Genomic DNA, 24249 nt, shown 5'->3' with positions numbered 1-24249 from the left:
ACCCCGTAGTTCTTCCTTGCGATGACTGCGGCACGCCCATCACGCTCCTGTTGCACGCTGCGGCAAGCGGTCCGCGTTCTTCCTGTCCAGGACGTCCGCCGAGTTCGTCGGGCGCTGAGAGACGAGGTCACCCATGGCGCGATCCATGCGCGCGCTCGTAGCCGGTACGGTCGGTGAACCGGCCGATGTCCTGCGGCTGGAATCCCGGCCCGTTCCCACGCCGGAGGCCGGCCAGGCGCTGATCCGGGTGAAGGCGACTCCGGTGCACGCCAGTGATCTGCACGTGCTGCGTGGCCGCTACGGTTTCTCCCCCGTTTTTCCCGCCGTCGGGGGGCACATGGAATGCGTGGGCCGCATCGAGGCCCTGGGGCCGGACACCGGGGGGCTGGAGGTCGGCGAGCGCGTGGTGGCCGTGGCCGTCCCGGCGGTGCCCGGGCCGCCGGTGGCCGGTACCTGGCAGGAATACCTTGTCGCCGACCAGCACAGGCTCCTGCCCGTCCCCGACAGTCTGAGCGACTCCAGCGCCTGCCAGCTCGCCGTCAACCCTCTGACCGCGCTGCTCCTGGTCACCCGCGAACTCGACGTACAGCCGGGTGCATGGTTGTTGCAGACGGCCGCGGGCTCCACCGTCGGCCGGCTCGTCATTCAGCTGGCCAGGCATCTGGGGATTCCCACGATCAACGTGGTGCGACGGCGCGCTGCCGTCGAGGAGATCAAGGAGCTCGGCGGTGACGAGGTCATCTGCACCGAGGACGAGGACCTCTTGCAGCGGGTGGAGGAGATCGCAGGACCGGCCGGCGTACACAAGGCCACCGACTGTGTCGCGGGCCCGCTGGGCGCCCAGGTGTCCCAGGCGCTGGCTCCGGGAGGAGAGGTCGTGGTCTACGGCGCGCTCTCCACGCATCGCCAGACCGACCCGGCGGCGCTGACGATCCCGCTGCAGGCACGCTCCGTCATCTACGAGACCAAAGCGGTCCGCGGCTTCTGGCTGAACCGCTGGTTCGGCGGCACTTCGCCTGCGGAGGCGCTGCGCGCGCTGTCCGAGGTTCGCGGTCTCGTCGCCGACGGAGTGATGACCATCCCTCAGGGCCGGCCCTTCCCGCTCGAACGCTTCGCCGAAGCCATCGAGTTCGCCGAAGCACCCGCACACGGCGCGAAACCTCTCTTTGTCTTCGACGATGACCGGGGCTAGGACAACAGCCGAGAGGCGGCACCTGGTCCGGCGTCGGTATCGGTATCGGCGTCAGTGTGGGTGTCGGTGTCGGGTGACAGGAGCGCGCCATGGGCGGTTGTCCGGCCTGTTGGAGCTGCGGCCCGTCATGGGCGGATCGGAGGCAGCTTCCGGCGCTTCCGGCCGCCGCGACCGTTCCGGAACGTGTCCGGGCCACGCGCCACCAGGGTGTAGCCGACCACGCTGAGTACGGCGAAACAGATGGCGAGGATGAGACCGAGCGGCTGCCGGTCTCCGGCCAAGGAGGCCACCGCGCGTATCAACTGCCCCAGTCCGATGGCAAGTCCGCCCCACCCCACGAGGGTGCTGGCATGTCTACGGCGTTGCCTCCGGACGAACCACGCCCCAAGAGCAAGGCAGATGGCACCACCAACCCCAAAAACCACCGCATTGACCATTCCCGCCTCCGGACGGAAGCGTACCGATCGAGAAGCGTCCCGATCGGGGAACGTGACGATCGAGAAGCGTCCCGATCGGGGAACGTAATGATCGGGAAGCGTCCCGATCGACAAGCGTTCGGGAGCCGACGGGTTGACGGCGACGACACCACGGAGGCGGACCGGACGGCCACGAGCGTCGGCGATCACCTCGACGGCGGCCGGGGATCCGGTGCCCGATCGTCGTCTCGACGGGGCGGGCGGCGAGGGCGGGGCGGGCGGGGTCCGCGTGGACAGCCCCGGGGGAGGCGCGGGATCGGTGGGGTCCAGGGAGTACGGGGCCGGTGAGCCGGCGGAAGCGCAGGGCCGGTGAGCGGCGGGGGCGCAGGCCGGTGAGCGGCGGGGGCGCAGGGCCGGTGACCCGGCGGGGGTGACGATCGGTGGCCCGGAGAGGGGCCTCGGGCCCGTGGGGCGGGCCGGGCGAGCGGGAGCCCGGCGGGTCCGGCTCCCGGGAGGTGCCGCCTGGCCGTTGGGTGCTGGGCCTGGTGGGTCTATCGTCGGAATCATGGGCCAGGACGAGGAGGGCGGCCGGTGATGCCGCAGGACGACGCCGTGATCGGCTGTATGGGACTGGTGCTCATAGGAACCCGTGGTTCCGCCGGCCCCGGCGAAGTCCTGGTACGGGTCCGAGGCGGCTCCGAGACCTTCCTCGCCTGGTCGGAGGATCCCCTGCCGGTAGGCGCCACGGTGCTCGTGATCGAATCACGTGGATGCCGCGAAGTCGGCGTCATCGAGTGGGTGGATCCATTGGACGCGCTCGGCGACAGCGCCGAGGCCGGCTGAGGAGTACAAGCATGTTCGGATACCGCGTACCCGCTCCCGACGAGGCGATGTTGATCTCGGGGGGCAGGCGGGGACTGGGGGGCGCGCCGTTCCGAGTGGTGACGGGGCACGGCAAGTTCGTGCTGCCGGTCTTCCGGAAGGTCCGGTTCCTCACTCTCTCCATGTGTGAGTCCGAGGTCACCGAGACCTGTGTGACCAAGCAGGGCATCGCGTTGCACGTGCGCGCGGTCATCGCCTTCAAGGTCGGCAACGACAGTGAAAGCATCATCAACGCCGGCCAGCGGTTCCTCTCCGACCAGGAACAGATGTCGGTGCTCACCGGCCGGATCTTCGCCGGACACCTGCGGGCCATCATCGGCTCGATGACGGTCGAGGAGATCGTCACCGAGCGGCAGAAGCTCGCCGCGGAGGTCCTGGACACGTCGAAGACGGAGATGGCGAAGATCGGCCTGATCGTCGACTCGCTGCAGATCCAGTCCATCGACGACGGCGACACCGGCTACATCGACGCCATGTCCGCCCCGCACAAGGCGGCCATCCAGCGGCAGGCGCAGATCGCCCAGGCGCAGGCCACCCAGGCCTCGGTCGAGGCGGAGCAGGTGGCGGCGCGCAACCAGGCCGAGTACGCCCGGCAGACCGCGATCGTCAAGGCGGAGTACTCGGCCGAGGTGGACCGCGCCCAGGCGCAGGCCGCGCAGGCCGGGCCGCTGGCGCAGGCGCACGCCCAGCAGGAGGTGCTGGCCGCCCAGACGGAGCTGGCCCAGCGCCAGGCCAAGCTGCGCCAGCAGCAGCTGGTCGCCGAGGTCGTGAAGCCCGCCGAGGCCGAGGCCGAGCGGGTCAGGATCCTCGCGGCCGCGGAGGCGCAGCGGATGAAGATCCAGGCCGAGGCGGCGGCGTCGTACGACCGGGTCGCGCTCGACCGGATGCTGATCGACCAGCTCCCGCAGATCGTCAAGGAGGCCGCCGGTGGCCTCGCCGGCGCCAACGTGAACGTCCTCAACGGCGCGGACGGCCTCGGCGAGATCGCCGCCGGCCTGGTGTCCCAGGGCCTGACGATCCTCGATTCGGTCCGGCAGAACCTGGGCAACCAGGACTCCGACGGCCACCGCCCCGAAAAGAGCGAGGGCAGCGGTAGCGGCAGCGCCCTGCTCCAGCTGCCTTCCAGCAAGGGGCGGAAGTCGGACGACGGTCCGGTGGACGTCGACTAGGGGCGCTCGGACAGCACGCGCACGGTTCACACAGGGCAGGGCAGGCGCCCGGCCGGGTTCTCCCGGCCGGGCGTTCTTTCTGGCTGGGCGTACCTACGGGCTCGGAGCCGGTAGCCGTTCGGGGTCTACGGGCTCGGGGCCGGCGGTGGATCGGCGTGTGGCCGGTTCCGGTGGCTGGTGATCAGGGGGCCGGCGCCGAGGGCCGTGAGGGCCATGGCGACGGGTGGCACGGCCTGCCAGGGGATGCGGAGCCAGAGGGCGGCGTAGGCCCGGACGAGCCCGGCGACCGGGACTGTGGCGAGGAGCCACCGGCCCAGGGGGCGCCAGGTGTACGGCTCCGGGTGCCGCGGCCGGACGAGTCGTACGGCCCCGAACCACAGGCCCACGCAGCGCCAAGAACCCCTTGGAGCATGAGTGTTACGTTCCTCCGCGTCCTCTCCGTAGGGGCGGATCGGGGCCATGGTGAGGGCGGCCGGCTGCCCCCTGCCGCGCGGTGAACCTCGTACCGAGGGGCCCGCGGGTCCCGGTCGTTTTCTTTACGCACTCCTGACGCCCGCCCCCGCATCCCGGGGAGCCCGGCCGGTGTCCTCTTCCTTACCGGATCCTTGTCGGGATCTCGTCGGAGAATGGAGTGAGTGCCGATGGACGGCGCCGTCGTAGGGGTCGTAGTCGCCTTCGTACTGGCCCTGCTCGTCCTGCGGAGCGGGATGCGGGTGGTCAACCAGGTCGAGCGCGGGGTCGTGTTCCGGTGGGGCAAGGCGCTGCCGACGTACCGGCACCCGGGGATCACCTTCCTCATCCCCTTCGCCGACCGGATGCGCAAGGTGAACGTGCAGGTGGTCACCATGCCGGTGCCAACCCAGGAGGGCATCACCAAGGACAACGTGTCCGTGAAGGTCGACGCCGTCGTCTACTTCCGGGTCACCGACCCGATCCGCGCCGCCATCGAGGTGCAGGACTACGTCTTCGCCGTCGGCCAGGTCGCCCAGTCCTCGCTGCGGTCCATCATCGGCAAGAGCGACCTCGACGACCTGCTCACCGACCGGGAGCGGCTGCATGAGGGGCTCGCCCTGATGATCGACAGCCCGGCCGCCGAGTGGGGCATCCACATCGACCGCGTCGAGATCAAGGACGTACAGCTGCCGGAGTCGCTGAAGCGGTCCATGTCCCGGCAGGCGGAGGCGGAGCGGGAGCGGCGGGCCCGGGTCATCACCGCGGACGGTGAGTTCCAGGCCGCGCAGCAGCTAGCCAACGCCTCCCGGATCATGTCCGACTCGCCCGAGGCGATGCAGCTGCGGCTGCTGCAGACCGTCGTCGAGGTCGCCGCCGAGAAGAACTCCACGCTGGTGATGCCCTTCCCGGTCGAGTTGCTGCGCTACTTCGAGCGCGCGACCAAGCGGCTCGACCAGGAGGTCGAGAAGAACGAGCGGGAGCTGGAGGCCCCGGAGGGGCAGGCCGCGCTCAAGGCGGGGATCGAGCAGATCGCCGCCGTCGCCGACAGGTTCGGGCCGGTGGCCGAGGTCACCGCTCCGCGGGAACCGTCGCCGGAATCTTCCGCTCCCGCCGACCGGCAGTAGCCGGCGTCGGCGGGTCGGGCGCGGCTCGCCGCCGACCCGTCACCGCACCGCGCTGGTGGGCGGCGCGCACGCCGGCGTGCTGGTGCCGCTGGGCGCCCCCTGAGCACGACCCACCTGACGGCGCTGACCGGGCAGAGGCCGAGCAGGGACCGGGCTCGGACGGGCCCGGACGGGCCCGGACGGGCGGCATCTGCGGGTCCGGCTGGACGCCGGGCTGGTGGAGCGGCGGCGGGCCTGGGGGGGCGGTCGGTGTTGTGCTCGCGGACGATGGCGGGAGACGTGCTGGTGGAGGCCGGGACCCGGTCCGTCACTTAGCGGAGTTAGCATCCGCTTATGACGACTACCGAGAACAACGGGTCCGTGCTCGACATCGAGATCGGTGCTCTCCAGGGCGGTTCCGCCGACCTGCCGGGCTACGCCGGCAAGGCCGTGCTCATTGTCAACGTGGCCTCCAAGTGCGGTCTGACCCCGCAGTACAGCGGCCTGGAGCGGCTCCAGGAGCGGTACGCGGCGCAGGGCTTCACCGTGCTCGGGGTGCCCTGCAACCAGTTCATGGGGCAGGAGCCGGGCAGCGCCGAGGAGATCGCCGAGTTCTGCTCGGCGACGTACGGCGTGACCTTCCCGCTGACCGAGAAGGTCGAGGTCAACGGGGAGGGCCGGCACCCGCTCTACGACCGTCTCACCCCCTTCGCCGACGGCGAGGGGCACACCGGTGACATCCGCTGGAACTTCGAGAAGTTCCTGATCGGCCGGGACGGCCAGGTCATCGGCCGGTTCGCGCCGCAGACCGAGCCGGAGTCGGCGGAGGTCGTGGCGGCGGTGGAGAAGGCCGTCGGCTGACGCTCCGAGCCTCGCGTCGGCGGTCACGGGAGAGGGTGTCCCGTGACCGCCGTCGGCTTTCCGGGCCCACTGTCCCGCCGTCCGCAGGCCCGCTGTCCTCCCGCCGCCCCGCCGGCTCGCTGTCCCGCCGCTTGACCTTCCCCCTGGGGCAGGGGCGAGCGTCGGTCGCGCCGGGCCACGGGTGCCCGGTGACGGAGGATGTGGGCGTGGAGGACGAGGAACTGCTCACGATCGGCGCGTTCGCGGCGCGGTCCCGGCTCTCGGCGAAGGCCCTGCGCCTGTACGACCGGCTGGGGCTGCTCGCCCCGGCGCACGTCGACGGGACGACCGGCTACCGGTACTACCGGGCCGGGCAGGTGGAGCGCGCCCGGCTGGTGGCGCTGCTGCGCCAGCTGGACATGCCCCTGGCGCGGATCGCCGAGGTGATCGAGGCGGCGGACGGCGACACGACCGACGCCGACACGGCGGACGGCGATGCGCCCGCCGGTGACTCGACCACCGGCAGCGCGGCCGCCGGGCTGCTGGCCGCCTACTGGGCGGATGTCGAGCGGCGGATCGCCGGGCAGCGGACCCTTGCCGCATATCTCCGTGCACGGCTGTCCGGGAGGAGTTCGGAGATGTACGAGACGTTCGCGGTGGAGACGGTGGAGGTGCCCGCGCAGGTGGTGATCACCGAGACGCGGCACACCTTGGCGGACGAACTGCCGGCCTGGATCGGCGCCTCGCTGGGCCGGCTGGAGGCGGCGGCCCGCGAGTGCGGGGGTGTGACCGGGGCGCCGTTCGTCGCGTACTACGCGGAGGTGTCCATGGAGAGCGACGGGCCGGCCGAGGCCTGTGTCCCGGTGGCGGACGAGGCGGCGGCCCGGGCCTGGGTGGAGCGGCACGGGCGGGCCTGGGAGACGAAGGTGCGCGTCGAGCCGGCGCGCACACTCGCGTACACGCGGATCAGCAAGGCGCAGGTCGCGCATCCGCAGATCCTGGCGGCCTTCGAGGCGGTGGAGGGCTGGGTGGCCCGGCAGGGCGGTCCGGAGAACGGTGCGGAGGGTGGTCTGGAGTACGACGGTCCCTGCCGGGAGGTCTACTTCGCGGACTGGGACGCGGCGGGCCCGCAGGACCCGGTGTGCGATGTGGGCTTCCCCGTCCGCCAGGTGACGCGGTGACCGGTCCGACGTCCGGTGGGACGAATGGCCCGACGACCGGTTGAACCGAGTGGCCCGACGACCGGTGAACCGAGTGGTCGGACGACCGCTGGGACGACCGGTCGCGTGGGCACAAGCCGAGCCCCCTCGGCAAGGACGGCGAGCTAGTCGAGAGGGCTCTTGAGGTGACGCTTGTGCAGTTGTGGTTGTCGTCGTGGGGAGCGTGGCCGACGGGTCAGTGAAGCCCCTACGCCTTGACCGAAGCCACGAACGCGTTCCACGCGCCGGTCGGGAACGCGAGGACCGGCCCCTCCTCGACCTTGGAGTCGCGTACGGCGAGTCCAGCGGTCGTCGGCGACTTGACCTCGACGCACGCCCCGTTCCCTGCGGAATAGGAGGACTTCGTCCACGTCTCCGTGGTGCCCTGAAGCAGTGCCATGTCCACTCCTGTAGCGAGTTGCTGTGGTTCTTGCTGTGGTGTTGCTGTAGTGCGATTCACGCCAACCTTCTGAACCGGCTGGCGTGATCGACGCTACTAGCCAACTCCCTCGCCTGGAGCACTCGTTCACTCGACCGGATGGCATATTCCAGAGGAGACTTCCGCTGGAGTGGGGCGCCGGTGTACGATCCGGCGCCCACCGTCCGGGAAGGGCGCCGACGGCCCCCTGAAGGCTTCTTGGAAGCCCCCGGGACGGGTCAGCGCGCGTACTCCTTCGCGGCGTCGGCGATGAACTGCCGGGACTGCTCGACGTTCAGCGACTGGGCCCGCAGGTGCTCGTACATGACGGCGTACTTCTGCACGTCATGGGCCTTCTCCAGGTACAGGTCGCTGGTGACGCCCTCCAGGTAGACGACGCTGGAGTCGGCCGCGTCGGCGAACTCCAGGATCGCGTACTGGCCGTTGAGGCCGGGATGCGCGCCCACCTCGAAGGGCAGCACCTGGACGGTGATGTGCGGCTGCTGGGACATCTCGATCAGGTACTCCAGCTGCTCGCGCATCACGAGCCTGTTGCCGACGAGCCGGCGCAGCGCGGCCTCGTCCAGCACCACCCAGAGACGAAGGGGGTTGTGTTCGGCGGTGATACGTTCCTGTCGCCGCATCCGCACCTGGACGCGCTTCTCGATGTCGGCGGCGGAGGTCTCCGGCAACGCGCCCTGCACCAGGGCCTCGGCGTACGCCCGGGTCTGCAACAGCCCGGTGACCAGCTGGGGTTCGTACACCCTCAGCGACTCGGCGTCCGTCTCCAGACCGATGTAGACGCTGTACGGGATGTCTCCGAACGCATGCCACCAGCCTTGCTGCCGCGAATCCCTGGCCATCTCCATCAGGGACTCGACGACCCGCTGGTCCTCGACCTCGTACACCCCGCACAGGTCGCGGACATCGCGCTGGCTGATGCTCCGGCGCCCGTTCTCCAGCCGGCTGATCTTCGACTGGGAGACGAGCAACCGCTCCGCCACCTCCTCCGCCGTCATGCCCTTGAGCTCGCGGAGCCTGCGCAGCTCCTGGCCCAGCCGGCGTCGCCTGACGGTGGGATTGACATTGGACGCCACGGGACGTGCACCTCCGGCTGCCTGCCTGTAACTACCACTTTGCGTATCTGCTGTTGAGCAGACTGCCACCAAGGTGGTTCCTACCGCTGGGAAACCGTGTATATGCGGCGCGTACGCGTCAGTTCGGGCACGTTCCGGATACTCGGGGCGTCGGCCGGGGTCGGTGGGACGGGGACGACGGCACGAAGACGCAGGCACGGGTGCGCCCACACGGGTGCGCCGGCACGGGTGCGCCTGCACGGGTGCGCCGGAAAAGCCGAGCGGGGCGGTGGGGCGCGCACTGCGTGCGCCTCACCGCCCCGCTCGGACCAGCGGCTCCCGAACCGGGTCTCAGGGGTGCCGTGTTGCCGGCCGTCGCTGCCGTGGCACTGCGGCTCAGTGCACCACGGCTCGCGCCATCGCGCCCGCGCCTCGGCGTGGTTGCATCGGAACACCGCGGGCGGGTTCCGGCGCACCGGGCCTGGCGGCCGGTGCGGTCTGGCGCCCGGCCGGAGCGGCCGGGTTACGGCGTGGCTGGGCGCCGGCGCCGTTCTGCACGTCCATGACTGCGTGGGCCACGAGCCCACCCATCGGGTCGTGCCGGATCAAGTCCCGCAGCCGGGAACGCGAGGAGCGTCCCTCGTTCCCCGGATACAGGTGCTTGCCGAGACCGACCGCGTGGGCCAGGGCGGCGAGCGCCGCGGTCCGCGGGTCCGGTGGTACGCCGGTACGGATCGCCGAATCCAGCCGGGCACGGATGTCCCGGCAGATCTCGTTGTCCGTCGCCTGGTACCGGGTCGTCGGCAGCACCCCGCACATCTGGCCCGCCACGGCATGCACCATGCCGCACCGCTCCAGATGCGAGAGGTACGTCTGGCGAAGTCCCAGACGTGGCCCGCCGATCCAGTGCACAGCCCGCACGGGAGCGCCACGCCTTCGCAGCAACTCCAACGCGCAGTCCAAAGTCGGATCTCCAGTCGGCCGTGGTTGCACCACGGCGATACGATCCCCGTCTGGGGCTATCCGTCCGGCCAGCGCCAGCTCCACTAGCTGTGCTCCGGCCAGACCGAGGTCGAGCGACTGCGGCTGTGCAGTGGTACCCGTGGTCGGGTCCAGTGCCAGCAGCAGAAGCTCCTCCGGAAGTGTTCTGCGGCTCCTGCCCATCCATGCCTCCCCGCGTGGATGAATGACAGGGTGACCCCTCTCACATTGGTCTGTCGAGGGTGCGTGACCGGTTTGTAAGGGAACCGGAAGGTATGTCGTTCTCGTCTACCACAGGGGCTAAGCCCGCACACAGGACACTGGTACATGGTTCGGACAGCGCGCGGAAACGTGCGAAGCGTGGAGGAGGCATCGGTGGCGGGCGAGTCCCCCGACAGGTCGAAGCAGCGCGAGTCGTCGGCGGAACCGACGTCGGGGAGTGCGGGAACGGTTCCCGAACCACGCGACCCACGAGTGGCGGTGGCCGCCGAGGACGCGAAGGAGACGGCCGGCGGCGTGGACACCGCGACCAGGATCTTCTCGGTACGGGACCCGAAGACGGACGGCGACGACAACTCGAAGCTCCGTCAGGCGGTGGCGGCGTGGGTACGCACGGGTCCGCCGGCGGAGGAGGCCGAGGACTCCGGCGCGGACGCGGAGGAGCACGGCACCCCGGAGGAGCCCGAGCGGCCCGAGGCGGCCACGGAGCCCGAGGAGGGCCCCGAGGAGCCCCAGGAGACCCCCGGGCCCCCGAAGAACGCCGACAGGGCCATTACGGCGCCTGAGGCAACGACCGAGGCGAAGCCCGACCCCCGGACCGCCGACCCGACGGCCACCGCCAAGGACGTTCCCCCCAAGAACACCCCGAAGTCCCCGAAGTCCCCGAAGTCCCCGAAGTCTCCGACCGAGCCGAAAGCCGCCGAGCCCGAGGACACCAGGCCGACGACCGCCGAACTCGAGGACACCGCACCCGAAGACGAGCCCAAGGCGCCCGCCGAGCCCGAGGACGCCAAGCCCGAGCCCACCGTGAAGGCGACGGCCGAACGCGCGGACGCCGCACCGGAGAACGCCCCGGAGGCTGCCGCCGAACCCGAGGACGCGGCGCCGGAAGACAAGCCCGAGGCATCCGCCGAACCCGAAGACACCACACCGGAGGACGCCCCCAAGGCATTCACCGAACCCGAAGACGCGGCACCCGAAGACGAGCCCAAGGCTTCCGCCGAGCCCGAGGACACCAAGCCCAAGGACGCCCCGAAGGCCGCCGCCGAACCCGAAGACGCCACGCCCGAAGACGAAGCCAAGGCCGCCACCGAACCCGAGGACGCCGCACCGGAGGACGCCCCCAAGGCATTCACCGAACCCGAAGACGCGGCACCCGAAGACGAGCCCAAGGCATCCGCCGAGCCCGAGGACGCCAAGCCCAAGGACGCCCCGAAGGCCGCCGCAGAACCCGAAGACGCCACGCCCGAAGACGAAGCCAAGGCCGCCACCGAACCCGAGGACGCCGCACCGGAGGACGCCCCGGAGGCCGCCACCGAACCCGAGGACGCGGCGCCCGAAGACGAGCCCAAGGCATCCGCCGAACCCGAGGACGCGGCGCCCGAAGACACCACACCGGAGGACGCCCCCAAGGCATCCACCGAACCCGAGGACGCCACGCCCGAAGACGAAGCCGCGGACGCGGAGCACGAACCCGCGGACGCCGAGCGCGAACCCGCGGACGCCGGCGGCGAGGGTGCCCCGCAGGCTGCACCCGCACCCGACGACGATTCCCGCACGGGTGGCGCGGGTGGGAAGTCCAGGGCCGGCGAAGGCGAAGCCGAGGCCGGCGTCGATCAGCCCACCACCATGCTCAAGGCCCCCCGGCCGCCGCAGGTCGACCAGCCCACCACCACGCTCAAGCTCGGCGACGCCAAGCCCAGGACCCCCGGATCCGACCCCGAGCGCACCAGCAAGTTCGTCGCCCTCAAGTCGGACCTCAAGTCGGACCTCAAGCCGGCCACCAAACCCGGCACCGCGCCCGGCACCACACCCGACAGGAAGCCGGACACCGAACCCGGCACCACACCCGGCACCACACCCGGCGCCAAGCCGGCCGCCGGGACCGGTACCGCCTCCACCACCCGTACCACCGTCATCCCCCAGGTCGGCCCCGAGCGCACCACCCAGGTGCCGCTGCCCCCGAAGCCACCGCTGGATCTGCTCGCCGAGCTGACCAACACGCCTCCGCCGCCGGAGACCCCGGTCAGGACCGCCGTCCGACGGGTCAAGATCTGGACGCCCCTGGTCATACTCCTGCTGATCATCTTTGCGGTCGTACAGACGTTCCGCCCGCTCCCGCAGCCCACTCTCGACCTCACCGCGAAGGACAGCTACACCTTCGACGGCAGCAAGACCGACATCCCCTGGCCGGCCGACGGCCAGGCGGCGCTCGACGTCCAGGGCATCGGCTCGTTCGGTTCCTCCGGAGCCCAGAAGCCCGTACCGATCGCGAGCGTCGCCAAGGTGATGACCGCGTACATCATCCTGCGCGACCACCCCCTGAAGAGCGGCGCCGCCGGCCCCAAGATCAAGATCGACCAGACGGCCGAGGACCAGTCGAACGCCGGCCAGGAGTCCACCGTCGACGTGACGGCCGGCGACTCGATCACCCAGCGCGAGGCCCTGGAGGGCATCCTCATCGCCTCCGCCAACAACGTGGCCCGGCTGCTGGCCCGTTGGGACGCCGGTTCCGAGAAGGCGTTCGTGGCGAAGATGAACACCACGGCGAAGAAGCTCGGCATGACGAACACGACGTACACCGACCCCTCCGGCCTCACCGACTCCACCGTCTCCACGGCCGTGGACCAGGTGAAGCTGGCGAAGGCGGCCATGTCGAGCGAGCCGTCGTTCCGCGAGGTCGCCGCGATGATGTCGTACGACGACTACAAGGGTGCCAACCACGGCAACTGGAACCAGCTGGTCGGTCACAACGACGTCGTCGGCATCAAGACCGGCACCACCACCTCCGCCCTCGGCAACCTGGTCTTCGCCGCGAAGAAGGACGTGAACGGCGAGACCCGCACGATCATCGGCGCGGTGCTCCGGCAGCCGGCCAGCGCCGCCTCGGACAACAGCATCCTCACCGCCGCCCTCAACGGCGGCGACAAGCTGATCCGGGCCGCCCAGGGCGCGCTGAAGCCGGCCACGATCTACAGGAAGGGCGCTGTCGTCGGGTACGTCGACGACGGTCTCGGTGGCCGTACCCCGGTCGTGGCGACGAAGGACGTCACCGCGGTCGGCTGGTCGGGCCTGAAGGTGAAGCTGACCTTCCAGGCCGACGACGTGCCGCACACCGCGAAGGCCGGCACCAAGGTCGGCGCCCTCACCGTGGGTGACGGGTCCGGCTCCGCGGTCCAGGTCCCGGTGGCCCTGCAGAAGGATCTGGCCGAGCCCGGGTTCTCGAGCAAGCTGACCCGCCTCGGCTGAGACAACCCGCACATTCCGTCCCCGCACCCCGCCGATGGCGGCCCACCCCAGGGCCCCGCGGCGGGGTGCGTGCTAGCGTCACGAATCGGGGCAGGTCGTCGGCCGCCGGGACACGGCCGCGAACTGGACGAGAAGCGGCCGGTAACACCGTGGAACGCGGCCGAGAACAGAAGACGGGACACGGGGAGTGCCTTCAGGTGGCCACAGCGGAGCCGACACGCGCCGACGACGCCGATCCGGGCCCGGTATCCGGCTCGCGAATAGCCCTGCCCGAAACCGGTCCGCACGGCGCGCACGACAGACCCGGCACGCAGCGTAACGGCAGGCTCCGTCACCTCCTCGACCTGGACGAACCCCTGCGCGAGTGGCCGTCGCGCCACCCGGTGCTGGCGGTCACGGCCCTCGCCGGCATCCTCCACGTCATCTGGCTCTTCACGTTCGCGAACAGTGGGGGCGATCTCGCCGCGCAGGACGCCTGGGCCGAGTTCGTCGGCCGGCATCCGGACTCGGCGTACAACCTCGCCTGGTACGGCGGTATGCACCCGGTGTCGTACAGCGTGGTCTCGCCGTACCTGATGTCGGTGCTCGGTGTCCGTACGACGATGATGATCGCCGGTACGGTCTCGGCCGGGCTGCTGACCCTGCTCCTCATCCGCAGCCGCGCGGTCAGGAACCCCCTGTGGGCCTCGCTCGCCGGGGTGCTCGCACTGATCTGCAACGCGGTGTCCGGACGGGTCACCTTCGGGCTCGGCACGGTGTTCGCGCTGGCCTCGGTGGGGGCGGTGTTCTGCTGGCCGTACCGCTGGCGCCACAAACGGTGGGCGAAAGCACTGGTCGCGGCCCCGCTGGCGGCCCTGGCGACCATGTCGTCGCCGGTCGCCGGGCTCTTCGTCGGCCTGGTCGCGGTCGCGCTGTTCCTGCAGAAGCGGCGCCCGGGCGCCTGGGCGCTCGGTCTGGCACCCGCGGTCGTGGTCGCCGTCTCCGCCTGGCTCTTCCCGTTCTCCGGCACCCAGCCGATGGGCTTCGGGTCGGTGATCATGCCCCTGCTGTACGGCCTGCTCTGCCTCTTCCTCGTCCCCAAGGAGTGGAAGACGGTCCGGCTGACGGCGGCCGTGTACAGCGTCGGGGTCGTGCTGGTGTGGCTGGTCAGCTCGCAGATCGGCTCGAACATCTCGCGGCTGCCGATGCTGTTCGCCGGCGCGACCCTGATCGCGGCCCTGCCGTACACCATGCCGCGCTCACGCAAGTACTACGTCACCGTCCTCGCCTTCCTCGGCTTCGTCGGCTGGATCGGCTTCAAGGCGGTCGACGACATCGTCCATACGACCCCGGCCGCGTCCTGGGCCCGCGAGCTCGCTCCGCTCGTCCACCAGCTCCAGCAGGTCGGCGCCGAGAAGGGCCGCGTCGAGGTGGTCCCGGCCCGCTCGCACCGGGAGGCGTCCGCGCTCGCGCCGTACGTCAACCTGGCCCGCGGCTGGAACCGCCAGGCCGACATGGAACGCAACCCGCTCTTCTACGACGACACCCTCAACTCCGCGAACTACCACGAGTGGCTGCAGCGCTGGGCCGTGCACTTCGTGGTGCTGCCGAAGGACGAGCCCGACGGCGACGGCGGCGAACGCGAGCGGGCCCTGGTCCAGCGCGGGATGCCGTACCTGAAGCAGGTGTGGGGCGACGCCAACTGGCAGCTGTTCCGGGTGACCGACCCGGTGCCGCTCGCCGAGCCGAACGCGGTGGTGGACAGCGCCGAGCAGGGCGAGCTGACCATCGAGGTGCGCAGTGCCGGGCGGATCCTGATCCGGATCCCGTACTCGCCGTGGCTGAGCATCGTGGACGCGGACGGCAAGAGCCTGAAGCCGCCGCAGGAGACCCAGGCCTCCAAGCACCGGGCCGAGGGCACGCCGAAGACGTACGTCAACGTCAACGGCTGCCTGACGGAGACGGCGGAGGACGCCAAGGGCGACCGGTGGACGATGCTGCTGGCGCCGAAGGCGGGCACCTACCGGCTGGCGGCGCCGTACCAGCTGCCACGGGGCACGCCGTGCCCCGACGAGCTGAAGTGACCGGGTCAGTCGCGCAGCTCCGCCACATAGCGGTCCGTGCCCGGCACCGTCGGCACGAACGGGGCCACCAGCTCCACCCTGCCCAGCCCGGACCCGGCCACGTCCTCGTCCAGCCCGGTGAAGCGGGCGTCCCAGCACTCCCTCGGGTCGCTCTCCAGGAACCACAGCAGCGTCAGCCGGGTGTCGACGCCCTCCACCTGCTTCACGTACGTCATCCGGTCGCCGGGCAGCGGCGTCGGGCGGAACACCGTGACCATCGCCGTCGGTGAACCGGCGAGCCGCTTCGGCAGGTGCCGGCCGCGCAGCCACTCCAGCAGTTCGGCCCGCTGCTCGGGCGACTCGCTGTCGATGACCTGCACCACCAGCCCGGCGTACGGGTGGTCGAGGGCGTGGAAGTCGCGGGGTCCGGCCGCCCCGTCCCGGTACACCGTGGCCTCGTGGTCCTGGAACGCCGTGAAGACGTGGGTGCGGTCCTGGTAGACCCGCGCGTCCCGGTTCAGCCGCCGGTTGACGGCGACCGTCCACTTCATGTGGTCGGCGTAGCGGCCGTCGGTGATCCAGTAGACGGAGAGGTAGCAGCCGGTGGTGACGGGCTGGGCGATCGCCGACTTCTCGGGGTAGCGCAGGAGCTGCAGATCGCGGGTGGCGACCCAGCGGCGGCCCGCGTACATCCAGGGCATGGCCATGGCGCCGGCGTAGTAGTGGTCGTCCTCGTACCAGCGGTTGTACGCGTACTCGTGGCCTGGGTGCGGCTCGACCATGGTGATGAGGGCGTGGCCGGGGCGGACGCCGTACGGGCCGACCGCGGCCAGTTCGGCGTACACATCGCTTCGCGTGTCCTCGCTCATGCGCCTTCCCTTCCTTCCGCCTGCGCTCGCCCATACTCTGACGCTCCGTCAGATAAAGCGCCAGAGCCGGGAGGTCATCGATGTCACTGCTGATGGGCAAGACGGTCGTCGTCTCGGGGGTCGGCGCCGGGCTCGGGCACCAGGTGGCGGCGGCCGTCGTACGGGACGGCGGGAACGCCGTGCTCGGTGCGCGGACCGAGGCGAACCTCGTCAAGAGCGCGGCCGGGATCGACCCCGAGGGCGGCCGGACCGCGTACCGCCCCACCGACATCACCGACGAGGGCCAGTGCGAGGCGCTGGCGGCGCTGGCCCGGGAGCGGTTCGGGTCCATCGACGCGGTGGTGCACGTGGCCGCGTGGGACTCCTACTTCGGCGGGGTCGAGGACGCGGACTTCGCGACCTGGGCGTCGGTGGTCGACGTGAACCTGCTGGGCACGCTGCGGATGACCCGGGCCTGCCTGCCGGCGCTGAAGGAGGCGGGCGGCGGCTCGGTGGTCTTCGTCGGGACGCAGTCGGCCGTCGCCGCGCCCTCGCAGGTGCGGCAGGCCGCGTACGCCGCCTCGAAGGGGGCGCTGACCAGCGCGATGTACTCGCTGGCGCGGGAGCTGGGGCCGTACCGGATCCGGGTCAACACGGTACTGCCGGGCTGGATGTGGGGGCCGCCGGTGCAGGCGTACGTGCAGTTCACGGCGCACACCGAGGGGGTGCCGGAGGACGAGGTGCTGGGGCGGCTGACGGGGCGGATGGCGCTGCCGGAGCTGGCGACGGACGGGGACGTGGCGGACGCGGCGGTGTTCCTGGCGTCGGACCGGGCGCGGGCCATCACGGGGCAGTCGCTGCTGGTCAACGCGGGGGAGCTGATGCACTGAGGCACCGGTTCCGGCCATTCGGATCGCGCCGGACCGTTCACGAACATGAACCAAGGTCAGTGAGGCGAACGATTTTACCGTCCCTTGACCCTACGCCCGCTTGTCGTGCCCGCGTAACCGAACCCACGATGAGCGGGCACTTCGCGGCCTTCCCCGTCCCCACTCCGCTTATGCGAAGTGCCAGCCAGCTGAGCGGAGTTCAGAAGGCGGACCCTGGAAGGGGGGCACATGAACGGGCTCGACTGGGCCGTGCTCATCGGCTACTTCGGCGTGATGGTCGCGATCGGCGTCTGGTCGCACAAGCGCGTGGACAACGTCAGCGACTTCTTCACGGCCGGCGGAAAGATGCCCTGGTGGCTCTCCGGCATCTCGCACCACATGTCGGGCTACAGCGCGGTGATGTTCACCGGCTACGCGGGCATCGCCTACACCTACGGCGTGACGTCGTTCGTCACCTGGTCCTTCCCGATCGCGCTGGGCATCGCGATCGGCTCCAAGCTGTTCGCGCCGCGCATCAACCGGCTCCGCTCCCGCCTCCACGTGGCGTCGCCGCTCGAATACCTGAAGAACCGCTACAACCTGTCCACGCAGCAGGCGCTGGCCTGGTCCGGCATGCTGCTGAAGATCGTGGACGTGGCCGCCAAGTGGGCCGCGATCGCGACCCTGTTGTCGGTGTTCACGGGTGTCTCCCTCAACCAGGGCATCCTCATCACCGGCGCGATCACCGCGGTCTACTGCACGATCGGCGGCCTGTGGGCGGACGCGCTGACCGAACTGGGCCAGTTCATCATCCAGTTGCTGGCCGGCGTCTCGATGTTCGTCGCCGTCGTCCTGAAGCTGAACGACAAGGGCATCGGCATCTTCGACGCCTTCGACCAGCCGGCCCTGCACGGCCACGGCAAGCCGCTGGTGGGCCCCTACGGCACGGTCTTCCTGCTCGCCTTCCTCTTCATCAAGCTCTTCGAGTACAACGGCGGCATGCTCAACCAGGCCCAGCGCTACATGGCGACGGCCGGACCCCGGGAGGCCGAGCGCAGTGCCCGCCTCTCCGCGGCACTCTGGCTGATCTGGCCGGTGGTCCTGTTCTTCCCCATGTGGATGTCGCCCCTTCTCGTCCACGCCCAGAAGCCGGACGGCTCCGACTCCTACGGCCTGATGACCGAACAGCTCCTCCCCCACGGTCTGCTGGGCCTGGTCGTCGTCGGCTTCTTCTCCCACACGATGGCGATGTGCTCCTCGGACGCCAACGCGATCGCGGCCGTCTTCACCCGTGACGTGGCGCCGGTGCTGTCGTCGCGGGCACGGTCCTGGAGCGAGCGCTCCGGGCTGATCGCGGCCCGGGTGACGACGGTGGTCTTCCTCGGCCTGTCCATGGCGGTGGCCACCCAGGTCAACTCGCCCACGTTCAAGGACATCATCACCGTGGTCATCAAGTGGGTGGCCGGTCTGATGGGCCCGATCGCGATCCCGATGATGCTGGGTCTGCTCCGTCCGTTCCGCCGCTCCGGGCCGACGGCCGCGCTCACCAGCTGGGCGGCGGGCCTGCTGGCCTTCTGGCTGGTCAACTACCCGATCAACTGGAACGTCGACGGCGGCGTGCCGCTCCAGTACCAGGTGTCCGTGCCGTTGGCGGTCTCCCTGGTCCTGTACATCCTCATCGGCTACCTGAAGCCGGAGGACACCCCGGAGCGGCTCGCGATCATCGAGACGGTGAACACGGACGGGGACAGCGCGGCGGCGACGGCCCCGGTACCGGCCCAGGCCCAGGCTCCGGCGGGCGGCGGGGAGGTCCTGCGGGACTGACCGACGGCCCCTGGGGCGACCCGACGGCCGCCGGGCCTGCTGACGGACGCCGGGCCTGCTGACGGCCTCCGGTTCGACGGCCGCCGGGCCTGCTGACGGTCCCCCGGCCGGCCCGGCCGGCTCAGGCGCCCCGCGGGTAGCGGGCCAGCCAGCCGGGGGCCGCGCCCGCCGGGCTGTGCAGGGCCGGCCCCTGGGTCATCTCCATCGCGAAGTCGTCGGCGAGTTGGAGGATCGTAGGACGGCCCTCCAGTTCGGCCACCCAGGCCGGCGGGAGGGCCGTCTCGCCGTGCAGGGCACCGAGCAGACCGCCGGTGAGGGCGCCGGCGACCGCGGAGGGCCCGGCCTGGTTGACGGCGAGGCTCAGCCCGTGCCGTACGTCCTCACCCACGAGGGCGCAGTACACGGCCGCGGCGAGCGTCCCGTCCGCCGCCCCGTCCCCGGTCAGCTCCTCGACCCGGGCCGGGGACGGCATCCCCTGCCGTACGGCGCCGAGCGCGTGCTGCAACGCGTCCGAGACGGGCTGGTGCCCGGGTCTCGCGGCGAGCAGGGCCAGCGCCCGCTGCACGGCCCCGTCCAGCGAGTCCCCGCGGGCCAGCGCGTGCACGATCACGGCGTACGCGCCCGCGGACAGACAGGCGGTCGGATGGCCGTGGGTCTGCGCCGCGCACTCCACGGCCAGCTGGACGACGAGCTGCGGCTCCCAGCCGACCAGCAGCCCGAACGGCGCGGACCGGGCGACGGCCTCCGGCCCCATGTCGTCGGGGTTCTTCGGCGACTCCAGGGTCCCCATGGTCTCGTCCCCGAGCCCGATCAGCAGCGACCGCGTCGGGTCCCGCCGGGCGTACAGCCACTCCTCCCGGGCCAGCCACCCGTCCTCCTTGCGCCGCTCGTCCGGGCCCCAGTCCCGCTGGGTGGCCGCCCACCGCAGATAGGCCCGATGCAGGTCGGTGGGCGGATGCCAGGCGCCGGTGTCCCGTCTCACCTGGGCTCTTATCAAGCCGTCCACGGTGAAGAGGGTCAGCTGGGTGTGGTGGGTCACCGTCCCGCGCCGCCCGTACCCGAACCCGAGATCGACCAGCCCCTCGGGACCGTAGGCGGCCCGGATCTCCTCCAGCGTCAGCCCGTCGACGGGCCCGCCGAGCGCGTCCCCCACCGCGGTACCGAGGAGGGTCCCCCGCACCCGGCTCCGGAAGTCCTGCTGCTCGACACGGCCCCAGACGGCACCCGACGTCGCACTCACCACCATGACCTCCCCACGGGCACCGTCCGTACATACGAGCGCACAGCACTGTAATCGACCGGGAACGGTCGGTTCAGGGCGCAGTTAGGTATGCGAAGTGTGGGTTGTGTGGCCCCGAGTGACCGGTTTTCGGCCAGGTAGGGCTGGCGAGGAGGGGACGGTCAGGCAGCGCGCCGGGGGTCAGCCGTACCAGGTGACGTTGCACACGTACACACGCGGCACTCGTGCAGTAGCCCCGGGCCCAGTCCGGCACAGGCCGGCATCCGCCTCGGCCGCCTCCCAGATCAGAGGTGCTATCCCCTTTCCTAGGCCGCCGCGCGGACGGCGCGGCAGTCCCGGCACCGCCCCGGGCCAGCGGCGCGGAACGCGCGTTCGCAGCCGTCGCAGGTCTGCCAGGGGTCCCGGCGGAGGGCCGGGGACGAAGGCGGGGCTGCGGCCGGGAGGGGGATGGCCGGGGGCAGGAGGTTGGTGAGGCGGTGGGCCAGGAAGGCCGCCGGATGTTTGATCCGGCCCTGAGGCAGGCCGGTCGTCAGGGTCCGCTCCACGACGGTGGCGGGCACGCCCCGCTCCAGCCATGCGGAGACAAGGACGGTGCGCGGCTGGCGTTCGGCGCCGCCTCATGGGCGGCCTTCGTCTCCGCCGCCCCGCCGCGACAGGGCGTACGCCCGCTGTTCCCGGGCCCAGGGGTAGTCGGGGTTCAGCGCGAGGGCGCGGTCCAGGTCGGTCAGGGCCTCCTCGTGGCGGCCCAGGTTGGACAGGGACACGCCTCGGCTCGCGTACGCGGACGCGTAACCGGGATCGAGTTCGAGGGCGCGGTCGTAGTCGGCCAGGGCCTCCTCGTCGCGGCCGTTGACGCGCAGGGCGTCGCCGCGTTCACAGCGGCCCCAGGCCCAGTCGGGTTGCAGGGCGAGGGCACGGTCCAGGTCGGCGAGGCGGCGGGCCTGGTCGCCGAGGCCGCGCCAGACGCGGGCCCGGCGGGCGAGGGCCCAGGCGTAGTCCGGCTTGAGTTCCATCGCCCGGTCGAAGTCGGCCAGGGCCGCGTCGAGGTCGCCGTGACGTTCGCGGGCGGCGCCGCGGGACGCCCAGGCGAACTCGCTGACGGGGTCGCGTCGGATGCCCTCGCTCAGGTCCGCCACCGCTTCGGCGTGGTGGCGGGCCAGCCGGTGGTGCTCGCCGCGCAGGATGACGTTCCACGGGTTGTCCGGCTCCAGTGCGAGCACCCGGTCGAGGTCGGCGAGCGCGCCTTCGTAGTCGCCTGTCCCGGCGCGGGTGACGGCTCTGCCGCGGCGGGCCCGCACCAGGTCCGGGTCCAGGGCGAGAGCGCGGTCGTAGTCCTCCATGGCCCGCTCGTGCGCGCCGTCCCGGGCGAGCGCGTCGGCCCGCAGCGCCCATGCCGTCGCCCGCCACGGCTCGTCGTCCCGGGCTCGGCCGAGGAGCAGCCGGAGGAGTTCGGCGAGCCCGCCCGCGGCGAGTGCCCGCGACAGCTCGCCGCCGCGGGTCCGTGCCGCCTCGGCGTCGGCGTCCCGGCCCACCTCGGCCAGGAGCCGCACCCAGGGTCGTACGACGTCCTCGCCGTGAGCGCAGGCCGTGACGACGTCGGCGAGCACGGCCGGGAGCGCGGTGCGGGGTCGCGCGCACAGCAGGTGGTAGGACTCGCCGAGCCGCAGTTCCCGCCACTCGTCGTCGGTCCACAACTCCTCGGACCGCAGGCCGGTTTCGGCCTCCGCGCGCCGTCGGCCGTACGCCTCGGCGAGCCGGGTGTGCCGGTCGGTCCAGCCCTGGGGCGAACGCAGCCGCTGAAGCCGGAGCATCGGTGCCCGTACGACGTCGTGGTACCGCACCCGGCCCCCGCGCTCGCTGACGAACGGCATGGTCCTCAGCCATGCGAAGAGCGCGCCCGCCTGGTCCTCGGAACCCGCCACGACCGACCGGAACGTGTCCTGGTCGAGGCCCCTGGGCAGCGCGCCCGCAAGCGCGGCGGCTCTGCGCACGGGGTCCCGCTCCCATTTCAGGAACCGGTCGACCGCCGTGGCGCTCGGATCCCCCACGTCCTCGGGGCCGACGGGCCCGGACTCGGCCAGTGTGGAGACGAGCACCGGAAGGCCGCCGGTCAGCCGCAGCACCTCGGCGACCACCGGTTCGTCCCGTACTCCCTTGTCCGCGAGCAGCCCCCGCGCCTCCGTCTCGGTGAACGGTCCGAGCGGAATGTCGGTCATGAAGTCGGCGAAGCCGCCCCAGCGGGCGGTGTCGAACGGGTGCTGGCCGGAGGTGACCACGACGACGTCGGCGGGAAGGGCGCCGTAGCGGTCGGTGGTCATCAGGTCGTGCAGCCAGCGGTCCAGGAACGGTCCGGTGCGCTCGTAGGTGTCGAGGAGGAGGACGACCCAGGGGGCGGCGTCTGCGGCCGCGGCCAGCTCGGCCAGCAGTACCGGGGTCAGTATCCGCTCGGGGGACAGCACCAGTTGGGCGTCTTCCTGGCTGCGGAAGCGTGCCCGGAGCCGGTCGGCGCCCTGGGCGAGCCGGTCCGCGTCGAGGGCCGTGGCGAAGGCGCCGGCCACCGGGACCATCCCCAGGCCCACCAGCCCGGCCCGTGCCATGGCCAGGCTGCCCGCCGACGGCCCGTCCGGCTCCGCCGGATCGCCCATCGACAGGGCCGCCTCCGCCTCGTGTCGCCGCTGCCGGTGTGCGGCAAGCAACCGCTCCAGCTCCTTCAACCGCCGTCCTTGGAGGGCGAATTGACGTGCCCACACCGCCATCACCTCGGGCACGCCGGCCGCGTCCTCGTCGACGTACGCGGTCAGCGCCCCGGCTTCCCGGGCGATCTGCTCCAACTCCCGTACCAGGAAGGTCTTCCCGACACCCGAGTCACCGTGCACGTGGAAGAGGAAACGGTGCCGTTCGTCCTCGGGCGGCAGGTCGAGGTTCCGCCGGAACGCGGCCCGCTCGTCGACCCGTCCGACGAATCCAGCCCGTCGCCGACGCCCGATCAGCTCCTGCATCGACGGCCGTGTCGACCCCATCCGCACCACCCCCGCCGGCCCACACCAAGTCTGGCAGAGGCCCCGGGGGAAGGGTGTGAATCGGTGCGGCGGGGAAGGACGGTGGCATGTCCACCTCCCACGCGCCTCGTGCGCTCTCGCTCGCCGCTGCCCTTCTCACCGGTACCGTCGCTCTCTACATCGCCCTCGTCGCCCTGGGGAACATCACCGACTTCGGCACCAATCAGGCGTTCGTCCAGCATGTGCTGGCCATGGACACGACGTTCAAGGACGACGACCTGATGTGGCGGGCCATTACCAACAGAGGGCTCCAGAACGCCGCTTACGTCGCCATCATCGTCTGGGAGACCGTCGCCGCGCTCGTGCTCGTCGCCGGGACCGCGCTGTGGTTCCGGCGCGACAACGGCCGTGCGCGGCGCCTGTCCACCTACGGCCTGCTGATGCTCGTGCTGCTCTTCGGCGCCGGGTTCATCGCCATCGGCGGTGAGTGGTTCTCCATGTGGCAGTCCAAGACCTGGAACGGTCTCGACGCGGCGACCCGGGTCCTGGTGCTCACCGGCATCGCGCTCGTCGTCGTACAGCTGAGTCCTTCGGATCAGGAGCGATAGGGCGCCGCCTCGCGGCCCGCGCACAGGGACTCCGTGCCATCTCCTGACGGCTACTTGACCACCGTCACCTTGGTGTTCGGTTCCGTGCCGAACGTCCACAGGGCCGCGCCGTCCGCCTTGTGCATGCGGACTCCGCTGGTCTGCTTGCCGGCGGCGGGCGGCGGGGACGAGCCGTCGACCGCGTTGGAGAAGGCGATCGACAGCCCCGACTTCGAGGCGAAGTAGAGGATGTGCTCGATCTGGACGCCGTCCGAGCCGGTCGTGGCGGACAGGGTCCTGGAGATCGTGTACGTGCCGGGGTCGGGGCTCACCGTCCCCGGCCACACCGTGAACGTGCGGGTCGCCTTGTCGCTCGCGTCGACCGTCCACACCCGCTTGCCGCCGAGCGAGTAGACGATACGGCGGCCCGTGCCGGAGGCGGCCGGCACGGCGGGGGCCTTCGTGGGCTTCGGGGACACGGAGGGGTGGGCGCCCGCCGACGCGCTCGCCGACGGGCGGACCGCCGCGGCCGTGGGATGCGGCCCCTTGTCGGCCTGCAGGGCGAGGAAGACGACGGCCACCGTCGCCCCGGTCGTCAGACCGGTGACCCAGACCCAGGAGGGCAGCAGTCGGGCAGCCACGG

General features: G+C 71.4%; 20 protein-coding genes and 1 pseudogene. 12 read left to right on the top strand and 9 right to left on the bottom strand.

The window, feature by feature from the left end:
- Positions 1–145 precede the first annotated feature (145 nt).
- The 3 genes from ACWDGI_RS25225 to ACWDGI_RS25215 all read left to right on the top strand — a co-directional run bounded on the left by ACWDGI_RS25225 (position 146) and on the right by ACWDGI_RS25215 (position 3659).
- Positions 146–1192, top strand: coding sequence for a zinc-dependent alcohol dehydrogenase family protein (locus ACWDGI_RS25225; protein ID WP_450762544.1), 1047 nt, complete (start codon positions 146–148; stop codon positions 1190–1192).
- 1010 nt (positions 1193–2202) lie between these two features.
- Entirely contained in the window at positions 2203–2451 is a 249-nt protein-coding gene (locus ACWDGI_RS25220; protein ID WP_450762542.1) for a hypothetical protein, read from the top strand.
- Between the two features lie 11 nt (positions 2452–2462).
- Positions 2463–3659, top strand: a complete 1197-nt coding sequence (locus ACWDGI_RS25215; RefSeq protein ID WP_450762540.1) for an SPFH domain-containing protein — start codon at positions 2463–2465, stop codon at positions 3657–3659.
- Between the two features lie 125 nt (positions 3660–3784).
- On the opposite strand, the gene ACWDGI_RS25210 is transcribed toward ACWDGI_RS25215, so the two are convergent.
- A complete protein-coding gene (locus tag ACWDGI_RS25210) occupies positions 3785–4045 on the bottom strand; it encodes a hypothetical protein (RefSeq protein ID WP_450762538.1) in 261 nt (86 codons plus the stop codon).
- A gap of 255 nt (positions 4046–4300) precedes the next feature.
- Here ACWDGI_RS25210 and ACWDGI_RS25205 point away from each other — a divergent pair, with 255 nt between their 5' ends.
- From ACWDGI_RS25205 to ACWDGI_RS25190, 4 genes and pseudogenes are all read left to right on the top strand, one after another.
- A complete protein-coding gene (locus tag ACWDGI_RS25205; protein ID WP_450762625.1) occupies positions 4301–5236 on the top strand; it encodes a slipin family protein in 936 nt (311 codons plus the stop codon).
- A gap of 49 nt (positions 5237–5285) precedes the next feature.
- Positions 5286–5551, top strand: a pseudogene (locus ACWDGI_RS25200) (hypothetical protein); the annotation flags it as partial.
- 18 nt (positions 5552–5569) lie between these two features.
- On the top strand, positions 5570–6076 hold the full coding sequence (locus ACWDGI_RS25195) for a glutathione peroxidase (RefSeq protein WP_450762536.1): 507 nt from the start codon (positions 5570–5572) through the stop codon (positions 6074–6076).
- A 188-nt stretch (positions 6077–6264) separates the two neighbouring features.
- Positions 6265–7236, top strand: a complete 972-nt coding sequence (locus tag ACWDGI_RS25190; RefSeq protein ID WP_450762534.1) for a MerR family transcriptional regulator — start codon at positions 6265–6267, stop codon at positions 7234–7236.
- A gap of 226 nt (positions 7237–7462) precedes the next feature.
- On the opposite strand, the gene ACWDGI_RS25185 is transcribed toward ACWDGI_RS25190, so the two are convergent.
- The 3 genes from ACWDGI_RS25185 to ACWDGI_RS25175 all read right to left on the bottom strand — a co-directional run bounded on the left by ACWDGI_RS25185 (position 7463) and on the right by ACWDGI_RS25175 (position 9912).
- Positions 7463–7654 carry a DUF397 domain-containing protein gene (locus ACWDGI_RS25185; RefSeq protein ID WP_351737387.1) on the bottom strand — a complete coding sequence of 64 codons (192 nt, stop codon included), beginning with the start codon at positions 7652–7654 and terminating at the stop codon, positions 7463–7465.
- Positions 7655–7911: 257 nt separating this feature from the next.
- Positions 7912–8769: a helix-turn-helix domain-containing protein gene (locus ACWDGI_RS25180; protein WP_351711674.1), complete on the bottom strand. Its 858-nt coding sequence runs from the start codon at positions 8767–8769 to the stop codon at positions 7912–7914.
- A gap of 375 nt (positions 8770–9144) precedes the next feature.
- On the bottom strand, positions 9145–9912 hold the full coding sequence (locus ACWDGI_RS25175) for a GOLPH3/VPS74 family protein (RefSeq protein ID WP_450762532.1): 768 nt from the start codon (positions 9910–9912) through the stop codon (positions 9145–9147).
- 177 nt (positions 9913–10089) lie between these two features.
- On the opposite strand from ACWDGI_RS25175, the gene ACWDGI_RS25170 reads away from it, so the two are divergent.
- Complete coding sequence (locus ACWDGI_RS25170) at positions 10090–13197, top strand: serine hydrolase (protein WP_450762530.1); 3108 nt, start codon at positions 10090–10092, stop codon at positions 13195–13197.
- Positions 13198–13394: 197 nt separating this feature from the next.
- Positions 13395–15260, top strand: a complete 1866-nt coding sequence (locus ACWDGI_RS25165; protein WP_450762528.1) for an MFS transporter — start codon at positions 13395–13397, stop codon at positions 15258–15260.
- Positions 15261–15265: 5 nt separating this feature from the next.
- Here the strand turns inward: ACWDGI_RS25165 and ACWDGI_RS25160 are convergent, their stop codons facing one another.
- Positions 15266–16108 (bottom strand): hypothetical protein, encoded by an 843-nt coding sequence (locus tag ACWDGI_RS25160; RefSeq protein ID WP_450762526.1) that lies wholly within the window; start codon positions 16106–16108, stop codon positions 15266–15268.
- Between the two features lie 80 nt (positions 16109–16188).
- On the opposite strand from ACWDGI_RS25160, the gene ACWDGI_RS25155 reads away from it, so the two are divergent.
- Positions 16189–16977: an SDR family oxidoreductase gene (locus tag ACWDGI_RS25155; RefSeq protein WP_450762524.1), complete on the top strand. Its 789-nt coding sequence runs from the start codon at positions 16189–16191 to the stop codon at positions 16975–16977.
- A gap of 228 nt (positions 16978–17205) precedes the next feature.
- On the top strand, positions 17206–18780 hold the full coding sequence (locus tag ACWDGI_RS25150; protein WP_450762522.1) for a sodium:solute symporter family protein: 1575 nt from the start codon (positions 17206–17208) through the stop codon (positions 18778–18780).
- Between the two features lie 121 nt (positions 18781–18901).
- Here ACWDGI_RS25150 and ACWDGI_RS25145 read toward each other — a convergent pair whose 3' ends face one another.
- The 3 genes from ACWDGI_RS25145 to ACWDGI_RS25135 form a co-directional block, all read right to left on the bottom strand.
- Positions 18902–20020, bottom strand: a complete 1119-nt coding sequence (locus ACWDGI_RS25145; protein ID WP_450762520.1) for an ADP-ribosylglycohydrolase family protein — start codon at positions 20018–20020, stop codon at positions 18902–18904.
- A gap of 305 nt (positions 20021–20325) precedes the next feature.
- Positions 20326–20580, bottom strand: a complete 255-nt coding sequence (locus ACWDGI_RS25140) for a hypothetical protein (RefSeq protein WP_450762518.1) — start codon at positions 20578–20580, stop codon at positions 20326–20328.
- 57 nt (positions 20581–20637) lie between these two features.
- Positions 20638–23040, bottom strand: coding sequence for a tetratricopeptide repeat protein (locus ACWDGI_RS25135; RefSeq protein ID WP_450762516.1), 2403 nt, complete (start codon positions 23038–23040; stop codon positions 20638–20640).
- 86 nt (positions 23041–23126) lie between these two features.
- On the opposite strand from ACWDGI_RS25135, the gene ACWDGI_RS25130 reads away from it, so the two are divergent.
- The gene (locus ACWDGI_RS25130; protein WP_450762514.1) at positions 23127–23627 is read left to right on the top strand and encodes a DUF2165 domain-containing protein; all 501 of its coding nucleotides are present in this window, start codon (positions 23127–23129) and stop codon (positions 23625–23627) included.
- A 50-nt stretch (positions 23628–23677) separates the two neighbouring features.
- Here the strand turns inward: ACWDGI_RS25130 and ACWDGI_RS25125 are convergent, their stop codons facing one another.
- Positions 23678–24247: a hypothetical protein gene (locus tag ACWDGI_RS25125; protein WP_450762512.1), complete on the bottom strand. Its 570-nt coding sequence runs from the start codon at positions 24245–24247 to the stop codon at positions 23678–23680.
- Between the last annotated feature and the right edge of the window lie 2 nt (positions 24248–24249).

The sequence above is a fragment of the Streptomyces sp. NPDC001220 genome (assembly GCF_053597895.1).
This window is presented reverse-complemented; position numbering and strand designations above follow the sequence as displayed.